Origin of the sequence: Clostridium neuense, assembly GCF_045310695.1 — a bacterium.
GTDB lineage: Bacteria > Bacillota > Clostridia > Clostridiales > Clostridiaceae > Clostridium_S > Clostridium_S neuense.
The window spans coordinates 125,024-143,224 of the sequence record NZ_JBJIAA010000007.1 but is presented as its reverse complement, the minus strand read 5'-3'; the positions used below and the strand labels follow the sequence as shown (position 1 = coordinate 143,224).

Annotated in this window: 24 protein-coding genes; 2 read left to right on the top strand and 22 right to left on the bottom strand. The window is 29.4% G+C overall.

Annotation, left to right across the window (positions count from 1 at the left end):
• Positions 1-4: 4 nt before the first annotated feature.
• The 3 genes from ACJDT4_RS09995 to ACJDT4_RS09985 all read right to left on the bottom strand — a co-directional run bounded on the left by ACJDT4_RS09995 (position 5) and on the right by ACJDT4_RS09985 (position 2,275).
• Positions 5-805 carry a hypothetical protein gene (locus ACJDT4_RS09995; protein ID WP_406787418.1) on the bottom strand — a complete coding sequence of 267 codons (801 nt, stop codon included), beginning with the start codon at positions 803-805 and terminating at the stop codon, positions 5-7.
• Between the two features lie 191 nt (positions 806-996).
• Positions 997-1,734, bottom strand: coding sequence for a CBS domain-containing protein (locus ACJDT4_RS09990; RefSeq protein WP_406787417.1), 738 nt, complete (start codon positions 1,732-1,734; stop codon positions 997-999).
• Positions 1,735-1,801: 67 nt separating this feature from the next.
• Complete coding sequence (locus ACJDT4_RS09985; RefSeq protein WP_406787416.1) at positions 1,802-2,275, bottom strand: pyridoxamine 5'-phosphate oxidase family protein; 474 nt, start codon at positions 2,273-2,275, stop codon at positions 1,802-1,804.
• A 266-nt stretch (positions 2,276-2,541) separates the two neighbouring features.
• On the opposite strand from ACJDT4_RS09985, the gene ACJDT4_RS09980 reads away from it, so the two are divergent.
• Complete coding sequence (locus tag ACJDT4_RS09980) at positions 2,542-3,921, top strand: radical SAM protein (protein ID WP_406787415.1); 1,380 nt, start codon at positions 2,542-2,544, stop codon at positions 3,919-3,921.
• Between the two features lie 439 nt (positions 3,922-4,360).
• Here ACJDT4_RS09980 and ACJDT4_RS09975 read toward each other — a convergent pair whose 3' ends face one another.
• A complete protein-coding gene (locus tag ACJDT4_RS09975; protein ID WP_406787414.1) occupies positions 4,361-5,152 on the bottom strand; it encodes an amidohydrolase family protein in 792 nt (263 codons plus the stop codon).
• 149 nt (positions 5,153-5,301) lie between these two features.
• Here ACJDT4_RS09975 and ACJDT4_RS09970 point away from each other — a divergent pair, with 149 nt between their 5' ends.
• Positions 5,302-5,634, top strand: coding sequence for a winged helix-turn-helix transcriptional regulator (locus tag ACJDT4_RS09970; protein ID WP_406787413.1), 333 nt, complete (start codon positions 5,302-5,304; stop codon positions 5,632-5,634).
• A 49-nt stretch (positions 5,635-5,683) separates the two neighbouring features.
• On the opposite strand, the gene ACJDT4_RS09965 is transcribed toward ACJDT4_RS09970, so the two are convergent.
• From ACJDT4_RS09965 to ACJDT4_RS09880, 18 genes are all read right to left on the bottom strand, one after another.
• Positions 5,684-6,532 (bottom strand): Cof-type HAD-IIB family hydrolase, encoded by an 849-nt coding sequence (locus ACJDT4_RS09965; RefSeq protein WP_406787412.1) that lies wholly within the window; start codon positions 6,530-6,532, stop codon positions 5,684-5,686.
• An 11-nt stretch (positions 6,533-6,543) separates the two neighbouring features.
• The gene (locus tag ACJDT4_RS09960; RefSeq protein WP_406787411.1) at positions 6,544-7,320 is read right to left on the bottom strand and encodes an MBL fold metallo-hydrolase; all 777 of its coding nucleotides are present in this window, start codon (positions 7,318-7,320) and stop codon (positions 6,544-6,546) included.
• A 65-nt stretch (positions 7,321-7,385) separates the two neighbouring features.
• Positions 7,386-8,402, bottom strand: a complete 1,017-nt coding sequence (locus tag ACJDT4_RS09955) for an LUD domain-containing protein (protein ID WP_406787410.1) — start codon at positions 8,400-8,402, stop codon at positions 7,386-7,388.
• A gap of 122 nt (positions 8,403-8,524) precedes the next feature.
• Positions 8,525-8,872 carry a NifB/NifX family molybdenum-iron cluster-binding protein gene (locus tag ACJDT4_RS09950; RefSeq protein WP_406787409.1) on the bottom strand — a complete coding sequence of 116 codons (348 nt, stop codon included), beginning with the start codon at positions 8,870-8,872 and terminating at the stop codon, positions 8,525-8,527.
• Entirely contained in the window at positions 8,853-9,341 is a 489-nt protein-coding gene (locus ACJDT4_RS09945; RefSeq protein WP_406787408.1) for a DUF134 domain-containing protein, read from the bottom strand. The genes ACJDT4_RS09950 and ACJDT4_RS09945 overlap by 20 nt, the downstream gene beginning before the upstream one ends.
• Before the next feature lie 319 nt (positions 9,342-9,660).
• On the bottom strand, positions 9,661-10,017 hold the full coding sequence (locus ACJDT4_RS09940; RefSeq protein ID WP_406787407.1) for a protease inhibitor I42 family protein: 357 nt from the start codon (positions 10,015-10,017) through the stop codon (positions 9,661-9,663).
• Positions 10,018-10,083: 66 nt separating this feature from the next.
• Positions 10,084-10,434 carry a VOC family protein gene (locus ACJDT4_RS09935; RefSeq protein WP_406787406.1) on the bottom strand — a complete coding sequence of 117 codons (351 nt, stop codon included), beginning with the start codon at positions 10,432-10,434 and terminating at the stop codon, positions 10,084-10,086.
• Entirely contained in the window at positions 10,431-10,673 is a 243-nt protein-coding gene (locus ACJDT4_RS09930; protein WP_406787405.1) for a zinc ribbon domain-containing protein, read from the bottom strand. Before ACJDT4_RS09930 ends, ACJDT4_RS09935 begins: the two co-directional genes overlap by 4 nt.
• 237 nt (positions 10,674-10,910) lie before the next feature.
• Entirely contained in the window at positions 10,911-11,306 is a 396-nt protein-coding gene (locus ACJDT4_RS09925; RefSeq protein ID WP_406787404.1) for a bacteriohemerythrin, read from the bottom strand.
• Between the two features lie 17 nt (positions 11,307-11,323).
• Positions 11,324-11,929 (bottom strand): TetR/AcrR family transcriptional regulator, encoded by a 606-nt coding sequence (locus ACJDT4_RS09920; protein ID WP_406787403.1) that lies wholly within the window; start codon positions 11,927-11,929, stop codon positions 11,324-11,326.
• Positions 11,930-12,142: 213 nt separating this feature from the next.
• Positions 12,143-13,252, bottom strand: coding sequence for a hypothetical protein (locus tag ACJDT4_RS09915; RefSeq protein ID WP_406787402.1), 1,110 nt, complete (start codon positions 13,250-13,252; stop codon positions 12,143-12,145).
• A 323-nt stretch (positions 13,253-13,575) separates the two neighbouring features.
• The gene (locus tag ACJDT4_RS09910; protein ID WP_406787401.1) at positions 13,576-14,127 is read right to left on the bottom strand and encodes a DUF5085 family protein; all 552 of its coding nucleotides are present in this window, start codon (positions 14,125-14,127) and stop codon (positions 13,576-13,578) included.
• A gap of 4 nt (positions 14,128-14,131) precedes the next feature.
• The gene (locus tag ACJDT4_RS09905) at positions 14,132-14,578 is read right to left on the bottom strand and encodes a DUF5085 family protein (RefSeq protein ID WP_406787400.1); all 447 of its coding nucleotides are present in this window, start codon (positions 14,576-14,578) and stop codon (positions 14,132-14,134) included.
• Positions 14,575-15,660, bottom strand: coding sequence for a hypothetical protein (locus tag ACJDT4_RS09900; protein WP_406787399.1), 1,086 nt, complete (start codon positions 15,658-15,660; stop codon positions 14,575-14,577). The genes ACJDT4_RS09905 and ACJDT4_RS09900 overlap by 4 nt, the downstream gene beginning before the upstream one ends.
• Positions 15,661-15,677: 17 nt before the next feature.
• Positions 15,678-16,979 (bottom strand): hypothetical protein, encoded by a 1,302-nt coding sequence (locus tag ACJDT4_RS09895; protein ID WP_406787398.1) that lies wholly within the window; start codon positions 16,977-16,979, stop codon positions 15,678-15,680.
• A 27-nt stretch (positions 16,980-17,006) separates the two neighbouring features.
• Complete coding sequence (locus ACJDT4_RS09890; RefSeq protein ID WP_406787397.1) at positions 17,007-17,321, bottom strand: hypothetical protein; 315 nt, start codon at positions 17,319-17,321, stop codon at positions 17,007-17,009.
• Between the two features lie 200 nt (positions 17,322-17,521).
• Positions 17,522-17,824, bottom strand: coding sequence for a pore-forming ESAT-6 family protein (locus tag ACJDT4_RS09885; RefSeq protein ID WP_406787396.1), 303 nt, complete (start codon positions 17,822-17,824; stop codon positions 17,522-17,524).
• A 51-nt stretch (positions 17,825-17,875) separates the two neighbouring features.
• Positions 17,876-18,178, bottom strand: a complete 303-nt coding sequence (locus ACJDT4_RS09880) for a WXG100 family type VII secretion target (RefSeq protein ID WP_406787395.1) — start codon at positions 18,176-18,178, stop codon at positions 17,876-17,878.
• Positions 18,179-18,201 lie beyond the last annotated feature (23 nt).

Below are 18,201 nucleotides of genomic sequence, written 5' to 3'. Positions count from 1 at the left end.
TTGCTTATCTTTTTATAATTACAAAAAACAAACTTATAATAAATGTTATAAGCGATAATATAACAGCTATAAAAAGAAAACTTGTTATAAAAATATTATATTTCTCTATATTAAACTTTGATATATTATTGATTAATCCAAAGACATTGAGCAAAAACAGTATTATGAATATAATAGCAAGTCCCCTTGAAGCCCCCTTTATATCTGCACTACTTAAGGATATATGTGAGGATATGCATATAGCCAAAAAAATAAACACGTAAAAACACGGATTTTTAAAGTTACTAAATGAGAATATTGACTTTACTAGTCCCAAATATGAACTCATAATTTTTTTTAACATTTCCTCATTTAACACCGTTATATGAAAATTTGATATTATTATTTGAACAAATTTATCATAAGCATCCTTCATTAAAAATCTCATTAAAACAATTATAGATGCAATTCCGCCAAAAATAGGTGCAATTCCTATAAAGAAGTTTCCTATCTCTTGATAAACACTTCTAGTATTATACGAATGATTAACATATCCAAGAACACCATTTCCATCAGGTTTTTGAAGTAATTTTATATCATTTATATGATGCCTAAATAAAAGTGCTGCAATTGCATGACTCAATTCATGTACTGGAACTCCTATAAAGGCTGTTACCATCACAGCTCTTATTCCAAAACTTCTCTGAAAATTTTTAATTGAACTATTTCTAAGTACACCAAGGAAAAAACCTATTAAAATAATAATACCTGTTAAATAAACTGTTTCTACTACAGTTCTCATTAATATGTCAATAAATAAGCTCATACTATAAATTAATTCCTTTCTTTATTAATTCGTAAATTTGTACATTTTTTAATTATACCATATTATTAATGTATTTTTAATTAAACAAAACCCTAGGTAACCCTCATATCAAGTTACCTAGAGTTCTTTTGATTAACTTAAGTTAAAATTCATTTAAATTCTCTATAGAAACATACAAAAATCAATCTCTACTACTTTGCTGCAACATCCCATGGAGTTATAAGCCCTAGAATCTTCTCCTTAACTCTCCCCGTTTCAGTAATAAAAATCACTGAAAGTCTCTTTTTACCATTGAACTTCCTTTGAAATATTTCTTCAATTTCCACTACCAATGTGTCCTTATGCACAAAAGAAAAAAATTCACTAACATGCCTATCAAGAGGAATAAATTCTTCAAACTCTTTTATCTTAGTATCTCTATTAATAGGACTACCTTCATTAGCTACCATATATGAAAAAACTGTGCTTTCGCTAAACACCCCAATTATAAAATCACCATCAATTACAGGCACATGAGTATAGTTATTATCTCTCATAATATTCATAACATCGAACGCAAACTCATCTACAGTTACTGAATATATATTCTTCCCCTTAACAGCTATAGAGTCTAATGCAATAGGAGGATTAAGTACTTTATCTCTTATTTCTTTATATTTATCTAAAATTTTATCATGTGGTTCTGCAATAGGATCTATTTCTCTATTGTACGGATTATGAATAATTGAATTTCTAAGCCTTGCAAAAAGCATTAAATCATCTTTGTTTTTTGCAAATGTCTTATTTCTTTTAGTCATCCTTTTTACCAAATCAGTATGACCTATTCTATCATCCTCATCAAGACATTTTCTCATATATCTATCTAACTCATTATAAATCACAATAAACTTTTCTGCATTTGATTTCTTATTTTTATTTATATCACCCATTTATATACTTAGTGAAAAAGTACATAATAGCAATTACAATTCCACTAAGCACTACCCCCTTTTCCCATTACTGTTTTTTTAAAATTTTCCCATGTACTTCAGAAACTATAAGCCTAAATATTACAACAGCATCTACTGATTTCCTATCAAATTCATATTCTTCCTTATCATTATATTGTTTCATTATGTATGTTAATGCTTCCCTTTTTTCTGCTTCTTTTAGGATTTCAATTATTCCATTTCCGCATACACTTTCATATTCCATAGTTGAATTACACGCTTTTTCACCTAAAAGTAATTTATGAGAACAATTCATTTCAAATCCTACCTTATTGTTCTTTTTTATTAATTCTAATTTCTTTCCAGCATTAGCTCCATGGAAATACAACGTTATTTTATCTTCTACTAAATTCATACCAAAATTTAATGGTACTATGTACGGATATTCATCATCAAAAAATGCTAAGCTGCACACATCACACTTTTTCATAATTGCCGCAATTTTATTTAAATCTGTAATTTCTCTATCTTTTCTTCTCATCCCACACACCCTCTTCATCATATAAGTAATTCTGTAAACTTTTCTTTTAAGATATAGCTTAATATATAGTGAACCTACTGTGAAACTCAAACTATTTATGTTCTAAAATACCAATTATCTTTATAAACAATTATATCAGATAATTAAAAATTTATCGCCAATAAAAATTAAATAACAGCTAAAACGTTTTATTTTCAAGACATAAAAATATTTTTTTTTAATATATATAGATTATTATATATGTTTTTACGTGGAGGAGGCCAATTATGAATTTAACACAATCCTTTGAAAAAAAAGTGAAAGAATCACTTATAAAAACTGTAATATCATATATCGATAAAAATCCAGAAAAAAATGTAAATAAAGTATTTGGGATTATAAAAACTGCAGTCAAAGACCACTATTCCTTATCACAAATTGACACTGTCCTAAACTACTATAATACAAATAAAAGTGTACACGAGTATATGCAAAATATACTTAAAACTATAAATAAAAAATGTCTTAAGAAGTTTTTTGTAAATTTTTTAGCAAATTCCGTATGGTATGGAATGTCTAAACGAGATAAATATTTGAATGACGAAGATACAAAAATACCTTTCGTAATTCTTTTAAGCCCATCAATGAGATGTAACTTAAGGTGTACTGGATGTTATGCGGGAAATTACAGCAAAAAAGATGATATTCCTTTTAAGGAAGTTGATCGACTTATAGGCGAAGCAAGAAATTTAGGGACGTACTTTTTTATAATTCTAGGTGGAGAGCCTTTTATAAACAACTATATGCTGGACATATACAAAAAATATAATGACTGTATGTTTGTACCTTTTACCAACGGAACTCTTTTTACAGAAGATTTAGCTGACAAAATACAAAGATTAGGAAATGTTGCACCAATGTTTTCTCTAGAAGGTTTTGAAAAAGAAACTGATGCAAGGAGGGGAAAAGGTACCTTTAATAAAGTAATGCATGGCATGGACCTACTTCGTGAAAGAGGTGTGATTTTTGGTGTATCCTCTGCAACCTCTACTCATAACTTTGAAACCGTATCATCAAAAAAATTTATACAAATGTTAATTGATAAAGGCTCTAAAATAAGCTGGTATTTTATTTACATGCCTGTGGGAATTGGTGTTGACGTTAAAAATATGCTTACACCTACTCAGAGAATTGAGCTTGGAAAAAGAACAAGAGCAATTAGAACTACAATGCCCTATTTTTGTGTGGATTTTTTTAATGATGCTCCTTATGTTGGCGGCTGCATTGCCGGAAAATACTATTGCCACATAAATGCAAAGGAAGATGTAGAACCATGTATATTCTCTCATTTTTCATCCTTTAACGTAAAAAATCATCATCTTGTAGACGCCTTCAAGACTCCATATTTCAAAGAATTACGAAGGATACAACCTTATAATAAAAATTTATTGATGCCCTGCATGATGATAGACAATCCTAATGTTATACGTAAAGTTGTTAAAAAAACCGGTGCAAAACCTACTGATGAAAGTGCTAAAAATATGATTAGTGATCCTAAATTTATGAAAGAGCTCGATGAGCTTGCAGAAAACTTCAAACCAGCTGCAGATAAAGCCTGGAAGGAAGATTTTAACTGCAAAGGTAATTATAAAATGTCAAAAGGGTGAAGTAACAATACTTCGTCGCGTTAAAAAATACTGTAAATCTAGGGTTCAAAAATCATAAAATACTAAGATATTTCAATAACTCGCGTTGCTCAAACAGATTGAAATATCTAAGCATTTCACAATTTTTGAGCCAAGATTTATTAGAATTTTTTTAAATCGTTCCTTCAGCATTGTTACTTCACCTCCACAGTAGTGCAAGGAAAAAATTCCTCCGTACCTACGGAATTTTAGTGTGAATCTTTATAATTCATTATTTAAACAATTTATTATTATGTTCATTGCAAAATCTCGTTCACAATATATTGTTTTGTAGGGAAACTGATTATAGAAAATACGTAATAACTTGCTCAATAAAGATAATGATCATACGCGGAACTTGAGATGTAATTCCATTATCCTCCTTTAACTTATATTAAAGTATCTCTATATTTTAAGTTATCTACACATTCAATTGTAAAAGCCTTGCTGCATTTCCTCCCATAACTTGTTTTATAACTGCTTTATCAGTGCAAACACGTTCTATAGCAAATTTTTCTATAGCTAAATCTCCGAATGGAAGATCAGTACTAAATAAGCATCTATCTGGCAATTCCTTTATTACCATGCTTAATTGAATTGCAGCATAAAATGCTGATAAATCTATGTAGACATTTTTGACTCCCTTTGCCATTTTAATAGTATCAAGCCAATTTAGTCCGCCTAAATGTCCTATTACTACTGGTACGTCACTATATTGCTTTGCTAAATTAAATATTCCTTTTAAATCATTTAAATCCAAGGGCCAAAATGCATGAATCCATATTGGTAAATTTGAAAAGTCATGTGCTGCTTTAAAAATACCACTTAAATCTTGAGTTCTACCATTACCTATAGTAACTTCACCAATACCCTTAAAATTATTCTTCACTACATATTCTTTTACCCATGAGGCTGTTTTTTCATAATCGAAACCTGCTGGTACATTTCCAAAACCATAAAATCTTGATGAATATTTTTTAATAATCTCACATTGCTCTTTAATTGAGTTTATTTTAGCATCCATATTATTCTTTTTACCAGAAATAATATCATATAACTTATTTAATTCATTTTCATACTCTTCCAAATTTTGTGCCAATTCCGGATGCATAGAAGTAGAAAATAGTATTGTTTTATCAATTCCTGCCTCATCCATCAATTCTATATGCTTTTCAACTGGCAACACAACATGTGCATGACTATCAATTATCATTTAATATCACTCCTACAATTTATTTCATGTAAAAGTATATCATCCTTAAATTTTAAATATAAGTACGCACAAATTTGAAATGTAGTATCAAAAATGATATTATTACGGTAGAATAATCATTTCGACATAAAAAATATTGGAGGGTAAAAATGGCAAAGTCAAAAAATTTAACTGATAGCTGTCCAATGGATATAACTATTAATATATTGAGTGGAAAATGGAAGTTATCAATTTTATGGCACTTATCTCAAAACGTTGTTAGATTTAATGAACTTCAACGCTTGCTGCCAAATATAACACAAAAGACTTTAACAATGCAGCTTAGAGAATTAGAAAGATACGGAATAATTTATAGAAAAGTTTATGCTGAAATTCCACCAAGAGTTGAATATGGATTAACAGAAGTTGGGGAAAGCTTAAAACCTATACTTGGCTATATGTGTGAATGGGGAAAAGATTATAAAAAGCACTTTACAAAATAATTTAATTTCAGTATATGACTAACCATACTAGCATTAAATTCCTCCATTTTTACAATACATTATTTAATATAAACTTATTTATAACTTTTGCCACACCATCATTATCGTTAGTATCTGTAATATAATCAGCTTTACTTTTTATCTCTTCTGAGGCATTTCCCATTGCAACTCCAAGTCCACCATATTCTATCATTGACAAATCATTCTCGCTGTCGCCAATTGTAATTATTTCTTGTCTTTGTATTCTATAAAGGTTAGCTAAAGCTTCAACTGCCTTTCCTTTTGAAACAAACTTAGCTGTAATTTCAATATTGTACTTAGATGATCCTACCACTTCAATATTACTAAGTTCTCGTAATTCTTTTTTTAGTGCACTAATTTTTCTTTGATTTGTATGTATAATTTCACACTTAATAATATCATTATAGCATTGCTCAGCTTTCTCTATGAGCTTATGACTGTCCTTTACATACTCTATATTTAATTTGCCATCATCAGCTAAACTCATGGACTTTAAAAAAAATCTACTTATTAGTAAATATACAAATCTGCTTCCACAAATAAAACTGTCCTGGGTATTAAAATTAACCTTAACTTTATGCTTATTACATATACTAATAATTTGTTTTATATTTTCAATTGCAAGTGGTTTTTTATATATTACCTTATCAGTATTCTTTTCTTTTATAATAGCTCCATTTGAGGCAATAACAGGAGATTTTATACCAATAAGCTTTGAATAAAAAGCAGCATTTTCATATATCCTGCCCGTAGTTATTACTATACTAACTCCTAATTTGTGTGCCTTTCTAATGGCCTTATTATTAGCATCACTTACAATTTTTTTACTATTTAAAAGAGTTCCATCCATGTCAACGCATACTAATTTGTACTTCATTTGTTATTCTCCTATAAATATATCTTAAACTCGCCAAAATCAAATACTCCAGTACCATGTTTAAGCATATCTTTATTTTCAATATGTTTAAATGCTTTTTGTATTTTATATCTTAAATCAACTTGTATATTTATATCATTATGTGCTGGCAACAGCTTTACTATCCCCTTAAGCTCACTGATTTTATCTATGGATTTTTTAAAAAGTACAGGGTCTGTGCTTGGATAAAAAGCATATAAAGTTCCTTTGTAAATTAAATCTCCTGTATATAAGTATCCTCTATCCTCCTCAAAAAAACAAATATGCCCCGGAGAATGTCCTGGCGTATGAATTATTTTTACCTTTCTTTTACCTATATCGATAATATCATTGTCTTCTAGTATCCTATTCGGTTTTCCACTGTAAATTTTATAATTATCTATATTAAATTCTATAGGCGGCTTTTTAGTAAAGGGGTCTCTCATAATATTCTTCTTAACAACATGAAGTGGGATATCAATACCATACTTTAGCCAATCAACTTCATCCTTGTAAACATAAATAGTATCAAATAATGCATGTCCACCTATATGATCCCAATGTACATGAGTAGTAACTACTATTATGGGTAAATTTGTTAATTTTTCAACTTCTTTTTTTATATTCCCAATTCCAAGCCCTGTATCAATTAAAAGTGCATAATTTCTTCCTATAAGTAAATAAGAATGTACCTGTTCCCAATGTCCATACTCACTTACAGCATAAGTTTCATTATCTATTTTCTCAATTGTAAACCATTGATTCACCATTATTCTCCAATCAATATATTTTATTTTTTTAAATACTAGCTACTTTAATTATCAGCTAATTATATTCAAAATCCTAAACTTTCATTTACAATAAATACTTTGATTCTACTTTCTAATGATTGTCCTTCTATTATTGAGAGACTATTACATACCCTTTCAATTGATGAGCAATCAACGCACTTTTTTAATGTAACGCAAGGAGGGTTAAAACCAGCTCTTTCTGCATTTAATGGACATGCTATATTTTTAACCCTTTTTATTCCTTCCTGCCAGGTATCAACAATTTTATTAATCCCAACAACTATAATAACTTTGTCTGGTCCAAAAGTTATTGCAGCCACCCTATTTCCACTGTGATCAACATTAATTATTCGTCCATCAACAGATACAGCATTAGAGCCTGTAATATACCAATCCGCAATGAGTGCTTTCTTCTTTATTTCCTTACATTCTTTTTTATCCTTAGCTAATTCTTTATCGTATACAATATTACCCTTATCAATAAAGGTTTTAGTTATACCCATCTTTTGAAGTGTTGCCGAATGACCTATTCCAATAGAAGCATTTTCTGGAATTAATCTTTCAATTTCTTTCTTCACTTCATCAAGATTTTCAAAATACTGAGCATATATCCTTCTTAGCTTAAAATTTGAAATTAATTTTTCTATTTTATATTTCATAACATATTTAAGTAAAATCGGCTGAATCTCTGGATATGTAAGCTTTTCTGGTATATAGTCAAATAATTTAATTTCTTCAATTTCAAAGTTAGGTAATTCCCCTAATTCTTCAATATTGGCATAATATACTCTACCATAATCCTGAACTTGTCCTTCTCTTTTTACAGAATAATCACACACAGGCTCTATATTAAATTTAACTGCTCCAGTTTCCTCTTTAAGTTCCCTTTCTGCTGTTAAAGCAATATTTTCATTTACTTCTCTATGACCACCCGGTATTTCCCATGTTTCTCTTTTTTTATGCCTTCCATATACAAACTTACCATTAAATTTTGAAACTATAACTGCAAACCTCAATTCTTTATCTTCAACAATTCCCAACTTATAAGTTTCAGTTTTCAACTAAACTCCTCCCCTTTATAAAACTCTATAGTAATTTATACCATTATTATACCATTATTTTATAAAAAAATTCTGATATATAAATTTATATACCAGAATAAAATTCTTCATATGCAAAATATTTAGTGATCACAATGATGATTGCACATTACATCCTTATCTTCTAAATTTCCACTTATATAGCTTTCAATAACATCTTTACATTCACCCTTCGCACCTCTTATAACCTTAAAGCCTTTACTCCTCAAAGCCTCTAATGCGCCAGCACCTATACCTCCAGTTACAACTACATCTACATTATGTTTAAAAAGTAAATCTGCCAAACCTTCATGTTGATGTGCAAGCTCTTCTGTTGACACTTCCTCAAGCTTTTCAATTTTATCATTTTCTACTGTTCCAATCATAAAGCTCTTACTCTTACCAAAATGCTGATTTAATGAACTACCATTATTAGGTATTGCTATTTTCATTTAAATTTCCTCCAATTTCTTTATTATTTTTGCACCTCTTATGGCATACCCTATGACAGAAATCACTTTTTTTACTGCACATAACATCTTTTGAACCACATGATGGACATATATTTTTATCTTCCTCATACTTTATTTCATATATATTGCCACAAGCTATGCATTTAAACTTACATAAATTCCTTGTATAATTTCCACCACTTATATTTATTGCCTTTCCCTCTGTTAATGCCAAAGCAACTTTTTTTCTTGCGCTGTCTATTATATTTTGAAAAGTCTGTCTTGAAACATGCATTCTTTCTGCACATTCTTCCTGATTTAACTCCTCTATATCTTTAAGTCTCATAGCTTCAACTTCTTCAATTTTTATTAATATTTCTTGAAGCTCACATTTCTTTATTCCAGCTGGCATGAAATATGTATATTTAGGCAAGTTTTCAACCTTTCTATACTTAATTGGTCTTGGCATTTAAATTTCCTCCTCAAATATAATTGGCATTTGCCATTATTATATAGTTAAATTTTGTTATTGTCAAATGCCAATTACTATTTATTTAATGTTGTTACTTAACTTGGAGTATGAATTAAACTTTTCTCCAATATCCTTCAATAATGCATTATAATCATAGTCAATCAATGAAAATCAAATACAATTATGAAGAAATAATAAAAAAAATTCTAATAAATCTCAGTAAAAAAGTCTTAAAACATTTTATGATTTTAAGATTTTTTTGCCTTAGACTTATAGAATTTTTTAATATAACGAAATATTGTCACTCGGCATTTTCTTATATTACATTAATTTCATATCGTATTTCTTTATCATTAGAATCTGTAGAATATGCTCTACTATACTTAAATGTTATTGAGCCTCTTCCTGTATCTACAGCTCTTATAATCCATATAGATTTGCCTGGTGACCCAACACTTCCTGTATTGGTTGGCAAATAAAAACTTTTTATAACTTTATATATTCCTGAACTATCTGTAACAACTCTCCAAGAATAACCCGTAGATGGATTATCATCTAAAATCACCCATGCGTTTTCTCCTATCTTCATAATATTAGTACCACTGTCGGTAAGTAATGTATCATAGGTTCTTTTTATTCTGTGAAAGTTGCTCATATTATAAGGATAATACATAGCTACTCCTAAATTAAAATATAATATCAATAACTATTATATTTTACAGTTTAATTTATGTTACTACTACTTTACATAATCTGTTATACCAAGTCTATTTCCAAAAGGATCTTCAAATTCTACTGCCATACCTGTCATTATTTTAAATGGTTTAGATAAAAATTGTACTCCATTCTCTAATAACCTTTTATATTCTTTTTCAACACTTTCAACTTCAAACCAAATAGTGGGTTTTATATCTTCAAAAACCTTTTTATCTTTTAAAATAATAGCTGGTTCCTCATTTCCAATATTAAAAGCTGCCATTCCCTTATTTGAGAAATCAAACTTTAGCTTTAACCCTAAAACATTTTGATAATATTCTTTAGCATCCTCTAAATTATTAACTCCAAGAAAAAAATTATCATAATTCTTCATTTTAAATCCTCCCAAGCTGGAAGCTTATCCATCATTTTCCTTGCAGTTTTATTTGCCACATTTCTATCGATTCCTTGAGTTCTTACAATAAATTCAGTCATGCCTTTAAGTTTTTCCTCATAAGACTGCATAGTTCCATCTTCCCTCATGCAATATTTACAGTAATTCTTAGATTCATCTCCCATGGCATAATCCTCTTTTTTATTCATAGGCATTCCACATGCAATACAAATTTTCATAATTATAATCCTCCATATAATATAATTGTTTTTATTGACTTGTTGCTCAATGACTATATACTCATTTTATTATTTGCAACTAAGAATGTCAACACTAAATTATAAAAAATAAAGGAATAATATTTTAGAACACAAAGTAAGATTGTTCTTTTAAATACTATTCCTTCACTTAATATAAGGTTATATAAATTTTCTATTGTTTTATCACTAAAGATAATTTTTATTTTCTACAGCATATTACTGTGCTTCAGCTATTTGAATGTCTTCCATTTTTATATGCTCCCCAATCCATTTAACTACAAACTCTAATAGATTTAATATAGCCTCATCTTGATTATTATCCATTTCCTTTAAGTTAACTTTATTGATTTTATCAATAAAATCATCATGTGCTACTTTTTGAGACAAATATTTTCTATATCCTATATTTTGCATATACTCTTCTTCATAATCAAAATGATATTTAGTATAATCCTTTAACTCTTTAACTATCCTGAGAATTCTATCATACTTGTCTATTAAAAATGGGTCTTTTAAAAGTCTATAAGCTTCATTTGCAATTTCAAATAATTTCTTGTGTTGTTCATCTATTTTTTCTATTCCTATGACGTATTCTTCATTCCATTCTATCATTTACTTACACCTCTTAATTATTTATATTTTACTTTTTTACAGTTAATAAGCTTCATAAAATTATCAAGCAATTCATCTCCATACCTATCAATTACAGATTCTCCAGGTGCAAACAAATCACTATTTACTAAATAATAATTTATAAGTCCATTCCAAGTATTAAATATAAAATAAATTGGAAGATCAACAATTTCTTCTTTATCAATTTCTTGTTGCAAAACCTTATTTAGATGAAAAGACATACTTGATTGAAGGGCCACAAACATAGTCCTCGAAGCTTCTGGGAGCAGCCTAATTTCTACAATCAGCCTTGTATAAAAAGCTTCAAACTCTTTAATACCCTGAAGCTGGGAACTAAGTACCTCTCTAACTCCAGAGCAATTTTCAGCAAGTTCATGTGTACGTTTAGTAATTCTTTCATCAAAGTTTTGAATTACTGCTGTTATAAGTTCTTCCTGAGTTTTAAAATGAGCAAAAATGGTGCCATGTGAAACCCCAGCTGCCTTAGCTACATCTGATGTTCTAGTTGCCATTATTCCTCTTTTTCCAAACTCATCATATGCTGCTTTAAGTATCCTTTTCCTTGTTTGCTCCTTTTGAATTTGTCTCTGTGTTACTTTCATTTTATCGACCTCAAGTTCATTGACTTCAAAAATCATTATATATTTTATAAATTAGCGTGTCAACGAAGAAATAAATTTAAAATAATTAAAACTTACTCTTCAGCAAACTAAAAATTTCATTTAAGTTTAATCCATTTAATACCCAAAGTTAAAGCTATTCTATGTTTTACATCAATTATACGATTACATTGTTAAAAACCAATAGACATCGCCTTATCTTAATTTTTTAATTTTCTTCACTTTAAATATTACATTTATAAGCTTAAATAAAATTAACATTGACACGATTATAACAAGCCCTATTGAAAAAGAAACTTCCACAGCATCAATAATTAATTCCATTAATTTATAAATAAAAATTTTACCTATAATTATTTTCCGAATAACTCCAAGCATTAAAACAGCAAAAATTATCATTGAGGCCTCAAGATAAATTACAATAAGTGCAGTAAAGGGTGCTTTTTCTTTTAGCTCCCATCCAGTAATAGACTTTAATACTGCTATAGGCTTCTTGCTCCAATAACGTAAATCTTTATTTAAACGTAAGTTTTTATTTATATGGTCTTCCTTTAATTCCTCTAACCATGCTTTTGGGATTTCTTCAATAAATGATTTGAATCTAAATTTACAATAAGCTAAGAGAAAAAACTCTGGCCATGCCATTGCTATAGCATACTGAATAAAAGCACTACATATCAAAAGAATTACCAATCCAAATATTTGGCTATTTTCATCACTTGAAGCAGATAAATTTCTGGATAAATTTCCCACTATAAGTATAATTCCATATATTAATGGAGCACTAAAATGCAACTTTGAATTAGAAAAATCATATAAATATCTTCCCCCCTTTCTGAACATTCCCTTTCTTACTCTAAATATTCCCCTAATTGTAGATAAAATTAAATATACAAATCCACCTAGTAAAAAAAGCAATCCAATATCAAACATATAACTAGGTGCATGCTTATCCTCACAAGCTAAAAAATAACAAGGATACATATCTATTGACATTTTTATTGAAACAATATTTAACCATACTGCTTGAAATTTTTGATGTTTAAATGATTTTTTCGTTCCCCCATATAAAAATGCAATTATTGCTTGAATCAGCAATAACATTAGCATAGCATTAATAATTGGGTGCCAAATTGGATTGGTAATATTTTTATTCTTGTACAATCCACAAACGCAAACTAATGTAAATATGGCACTAACTGCAAACGAGGTTATAAAAAATGCTGCAATTCCATCTGGACTTAGCCTATCTACGGATACCATTCTCAATTCATAAAAATCACTTTCTGAATATTTTTTTAACATAAACAAATTCACCAGCTTTACCAAAAAATTTTTTCTATTCTTCTAATGAATTAATTTCACTTACTAAATACAACTCCACCTATTAAATTTACAGTTCCAATATTAGGCATATAACTTATGTAAGTTTCCATCTGCACAAAAAAAGGAAAAAATATGATAACTTTAAACTATAAAAATCTTCCTCTTTACAATTTTTCAACATATTTTCTCCTATTTAAAAAAGCTTCTTATTTTTTCATCCTTATCTATGTAAATTTTAATTATTTTCATATTTAATTAATGCAAAGATAGCGTTTGTACTCCACCTTTGCATTAAAATTTTATTATCTAAATGCACTTGAATTGTCGTTTATCACTGTAACTTTATCTGTTCCTTTATATTTTAAGTTTTCTATATCAGTTGGTGACTCTTTTTCATCATTCTCATTTTCCTCATCGGAAATCACACCAACCTTTACAGCTACATACTGCATTGTTTCATCCCCTGATAGAATATGAAATATTGGAGTTACTTGATTTAATTTATTTTCATCCATATAATTTAGTAGAGCTGCATATGCTATTTCTGTATTTTTTTCAAAATTAGCATGCACATAAATAGAAACCATATCTTCTATGCTAAAATAACTATGAAAGTACATATCCTTATCAATTTTAAATTTATCTTGTTTAATAGGCATAAATAATTCAACATTCATATTTTTATCCATTGGAACATTGTTAAGAGAATAAAATAATGGACCTTTTATTATTGCTCCTTTTCTATCTATATCATTGAGGAATTCTTTTATTGCTTTATCCATATCTGTATAATAAAATTGATACTTTTTTGAAACTACATTTGTAAATCTAATTGAGTCATTTGGGTTAATCACACTATCATCCCTCCACTATCGGGGCATAAATATCTATGATTCCGCCGCCATATACATCTAAATAAATATTATAAAACGGTTCCTGTAATTTGCATTTATTTGCTATTGCACATGCTTTAAGTATCTTATTATCTTCTTCAATATCTTCATCTAAATCTGCATGCCTTATAGCTAGTCCATCTTCAATTTTCCAAAGCTTATAAAAATTAAATACATCATTTTTAGCCATGTTAATTGGCTCATTAACTGGCAAATAAAATGTGAAATTAACATCATCATCTATGTTATTAAAATTTTCATACTTATATATAACAGGTCCTGTTACATATAGTCCGCTCCTAATTATCCTATTTCTAAATTCAGCAGCAAGCTCATACCAATCATCTACTTTGCATTTTAGATTTGCACTTATTACATTGTTAAAAACTAATGGACATCGCCTTATCTTCATTTTTTAATTTTCCTCCCTTTAAATATTACATTCATAAGCTTAAATAAAATTAACATTGGCACGATTATAACAAGCCCTATCGAAAAAGAAACTTCCGCTGCATCAATAACTAATTCTATTAATTTATACATAAAAATTTTACCTATAATTATTTTCCGAATAACTCCAAGCATTAAAACAGCGAAAATCATCATTGAGGCCTCAAGATAAATTACAATAAGTGCAGTAAATGGTGCTTTTTCTTTTACCCTCCACCCAGTAATAGACTTTAATACTGCTATAGGTTTATTACACCAATAACGCAAGTTTTCATTTATATGGTCTTCCTTTAATTCCTCTAACCATGCTTTTGGTATTTCTTCAATAAATGATTTGAATCTAAATTTACAATAAGCTAAGAGGAAGAACTCCGGCCACGCCATTGCTATACCATACTGAACTAAAACAGTAAATACTAAAATAACTATTAATCCAAATATTTGGCTATTTTCATCACTAGAAGCAGATAAATTTCTCGATAAGTTTCCTGCTATAAGTACAATTCCATATATTAATGGAACACTAAAATGCAACTTTGAATTAGAAAAATCATATAAATATCTTCCTCCTTTTCTGAACATTCCCTTTCTTACTCTAAATACTCCCCTAATTGTAGATAAAATCAAATATACAAATCCACCTAGTAAAAAAAGCCATCCAATATCAAACATATAACTAGGTGCATGCTTGTCCTCGCAAGCTAAAAAATAAAACGGATACGTATCTATTGACATTTTTATTGAAACAATATTTAACCATACTGCTTGAAATTTTTGATGCTTAAATGATTTTTTTGTTCCCCAATATAAAAATGTAATTATTGCTTGAATCAGCAATAATATTAGCATAACAATAATAATTGGGTGCCAAATTGGATTGGTAATATTTTTATTCTTGTACAATCCAAAAAAGCAAACTGCTGTAAATATGGCACTAACTGCAAACGAAGTTATAAAAAATACCGCAATTCCAGCTGGACTTAGCCTATCTTCCGATACATCTTTTAATTCATAAAAATCACTTTCTGAATATTTTTTTAACATAAACTAGTTCACCAGCCTTACCAAAAAATTTTTCCTATTTTATCTTTTACCCATCCACCAAACTTTTCTGCTGATTTTACAGTATCCTTTACTTTATCCTTAGTACGATCTACAATACTTTCAGGTGGTGGCCCTCCAAATTTGTAATTTATACCTATATTTGCTACTGCGCCTACACCTACACCAACTACAGTACCCAATGGTGGCAAGAAAAAGGAACCAACAGCTGCTCCTGTTGCCATAGCTGCTGAGCCAGTACCTAAATCAACTCCCACATCTATTACAGTATTTTGTACTTTTTCCCCCATACTTCCCTTTGCACTCGGACTAAAAAATTCTTCATAACCATCCTCACCTACAGTTAATAAAGTTCCAATTGGCCCTGCAAATTTACCCGCTTTTGTTAGTAACGTGGCATCCTTATCAATATTTTTAAGCCCTGCAAATGCTTCTTTAACATTCATATTTTCTTTAAAGGTGTTTGTCCAAGTATTACCAGCTACTTTAAGTGGATTCTTTCCAACCCTGCCAATATAATCATCCAGCGATCCCATTTTGGTATTTAAAAACTTATTAGTATTGCTTTTGAAAAAACTCTTATCTGCTTTACTATAGAGTGGAACACCATCATTTACTAAGCTCTTTGTCAGATCCTTACTCCATTTCCACCTGCCGCCTAGTCCATCCTTTAGTAAACCCCTATAGTATAAAAAATCCGCTTGATTTTCTATTCCTCCATTAACAACTTTAATACATATTTGGCCGTTTTGTTTAAACATTTTAAATTGCATACCATCATTTGTAATTAAAAACTTTTCAGAATCCATATTAGATAATCCTGTAAGTCCTACTGACACATATGAAACTTTTTGGTCTCGTTTTGCATCTTCTATGATGGGCACTATATCTTCAAAATTTTCATTTCCGGCTTCATATATTTTTCCATTTAATGCTGAATTTCCCGGCACATCATACATTCCGCCGCCCCACTCTAATGCAAATTCTCCTCCATATTCTATACTCCATAAAACCATTAACGCTTCTGCTTCATCATTTACCTTGTTTTCTGCCTTTTCATACCTATCCATAGAATCATCTATAAATTTCTGTAACTCTTTTAATTTTGCTTGTATAGACTTTGCCTCATTATATGCACTGCTTAACCTTGAACCTATGTTTCTTCTTGCAGTTATTCTGCTATCTAAGTTACCTCGCACCGAATTTATGCTATCAGCTATACTTGACACTTTTGTGAGATCTGGCCCAAGTTTAGCACTTAAACTCTTAACTTCACTAATTTTTACTTCAAGTCGTGACAAAATAATCACCTCCAAATTTCAATTCGTTTAATTTGACTTTGCTTTTGCTGCTGCTGCCTTTGCTGCTGCCTCTCTTCTTCGTTCTTCTTCCTCTTCTTCTCTTCTTATCTCCTCTGCGGTAGTTACTATATCACTGCTTAAAGTTTGAAGTTCATTCATTAATTTAGACATAGCCTCTGTTATCTTATCAACATCTAAATTTAAGCTCATAATTTCAAATGACTTCCAATCAGCGTCAATTCCATTTCTTATATTGTCTAAATTACCTTTTATGCTACTAAGCGTATTAGAATTATTAGTTAATTTATTAGCTTCTGAACTCGCTGCTGAAACATTAATCACTAAAATCCCCCCTTTATAAATTTTTATTATCTATGTAAATTTTAATTATTTTCATATTTAATTTCAATAATAGAGTACAGATTACAGAGTAAAACGAAAGGTAAATTAACCTTCACTGTACTATGTACTCTGTACTCTGAGTTAAATTCCAATTTTACAGGATGAATTTGGTATTATCAATTTTATCTTTTCAGCTTGTCTTATCTAAAAGCACTTGCGTTATTATTTATTGCTGATTCTGTCTGAGTGTAGTTTTCTACTACGCTGTCTAAAAACTTTGAATATGAATCTACTACTTTTCTGTAATCTTCAAATTTTGGTGATAATGCATTAAATTTTTCTCTAATTGTATTTCCTGAATCACTCTGCCATGTTCCTGATAAATCGTTTATTTCTTTTTTTATTTCCTCAAGTTTTTGTGTTAATCCTTGATTTAATGTCCTTATTGTTGATGCTGTTTTTGATACTTCTGCAAAAGAAATCTTAATTCCATCTGCTGCCATTTTTTATTCCTTCTTTCTTCATTTTTTATAATGGTTTTATTTAAGTTCCTACTAATTTGTAAGTCTTTTTGCTCCACTTATAGTATCATCTTGAGCCTTTGTATAAACCCTTGATGCTGACTTTAAAAAGTCTGAGTAATCTTTCATTACCTGTACCATTGCTTTAAAATCTTCTTTAAAGCCGTCTATCTGTGATACATATGCTTGGTTATCTGATCCCTGCCAAGCTGCTCCCATACTTTCAACTTCACTGTAAAGTTGATTGTACTGCCTCTCGTATTCTGCAATTTGTGAATCCATGTTGCTTGATGTTGATTGTAATTTTGTTGGATCTACCATTATTGATCTTCCCATTTTTTATTTCTCCTCTCATTTTT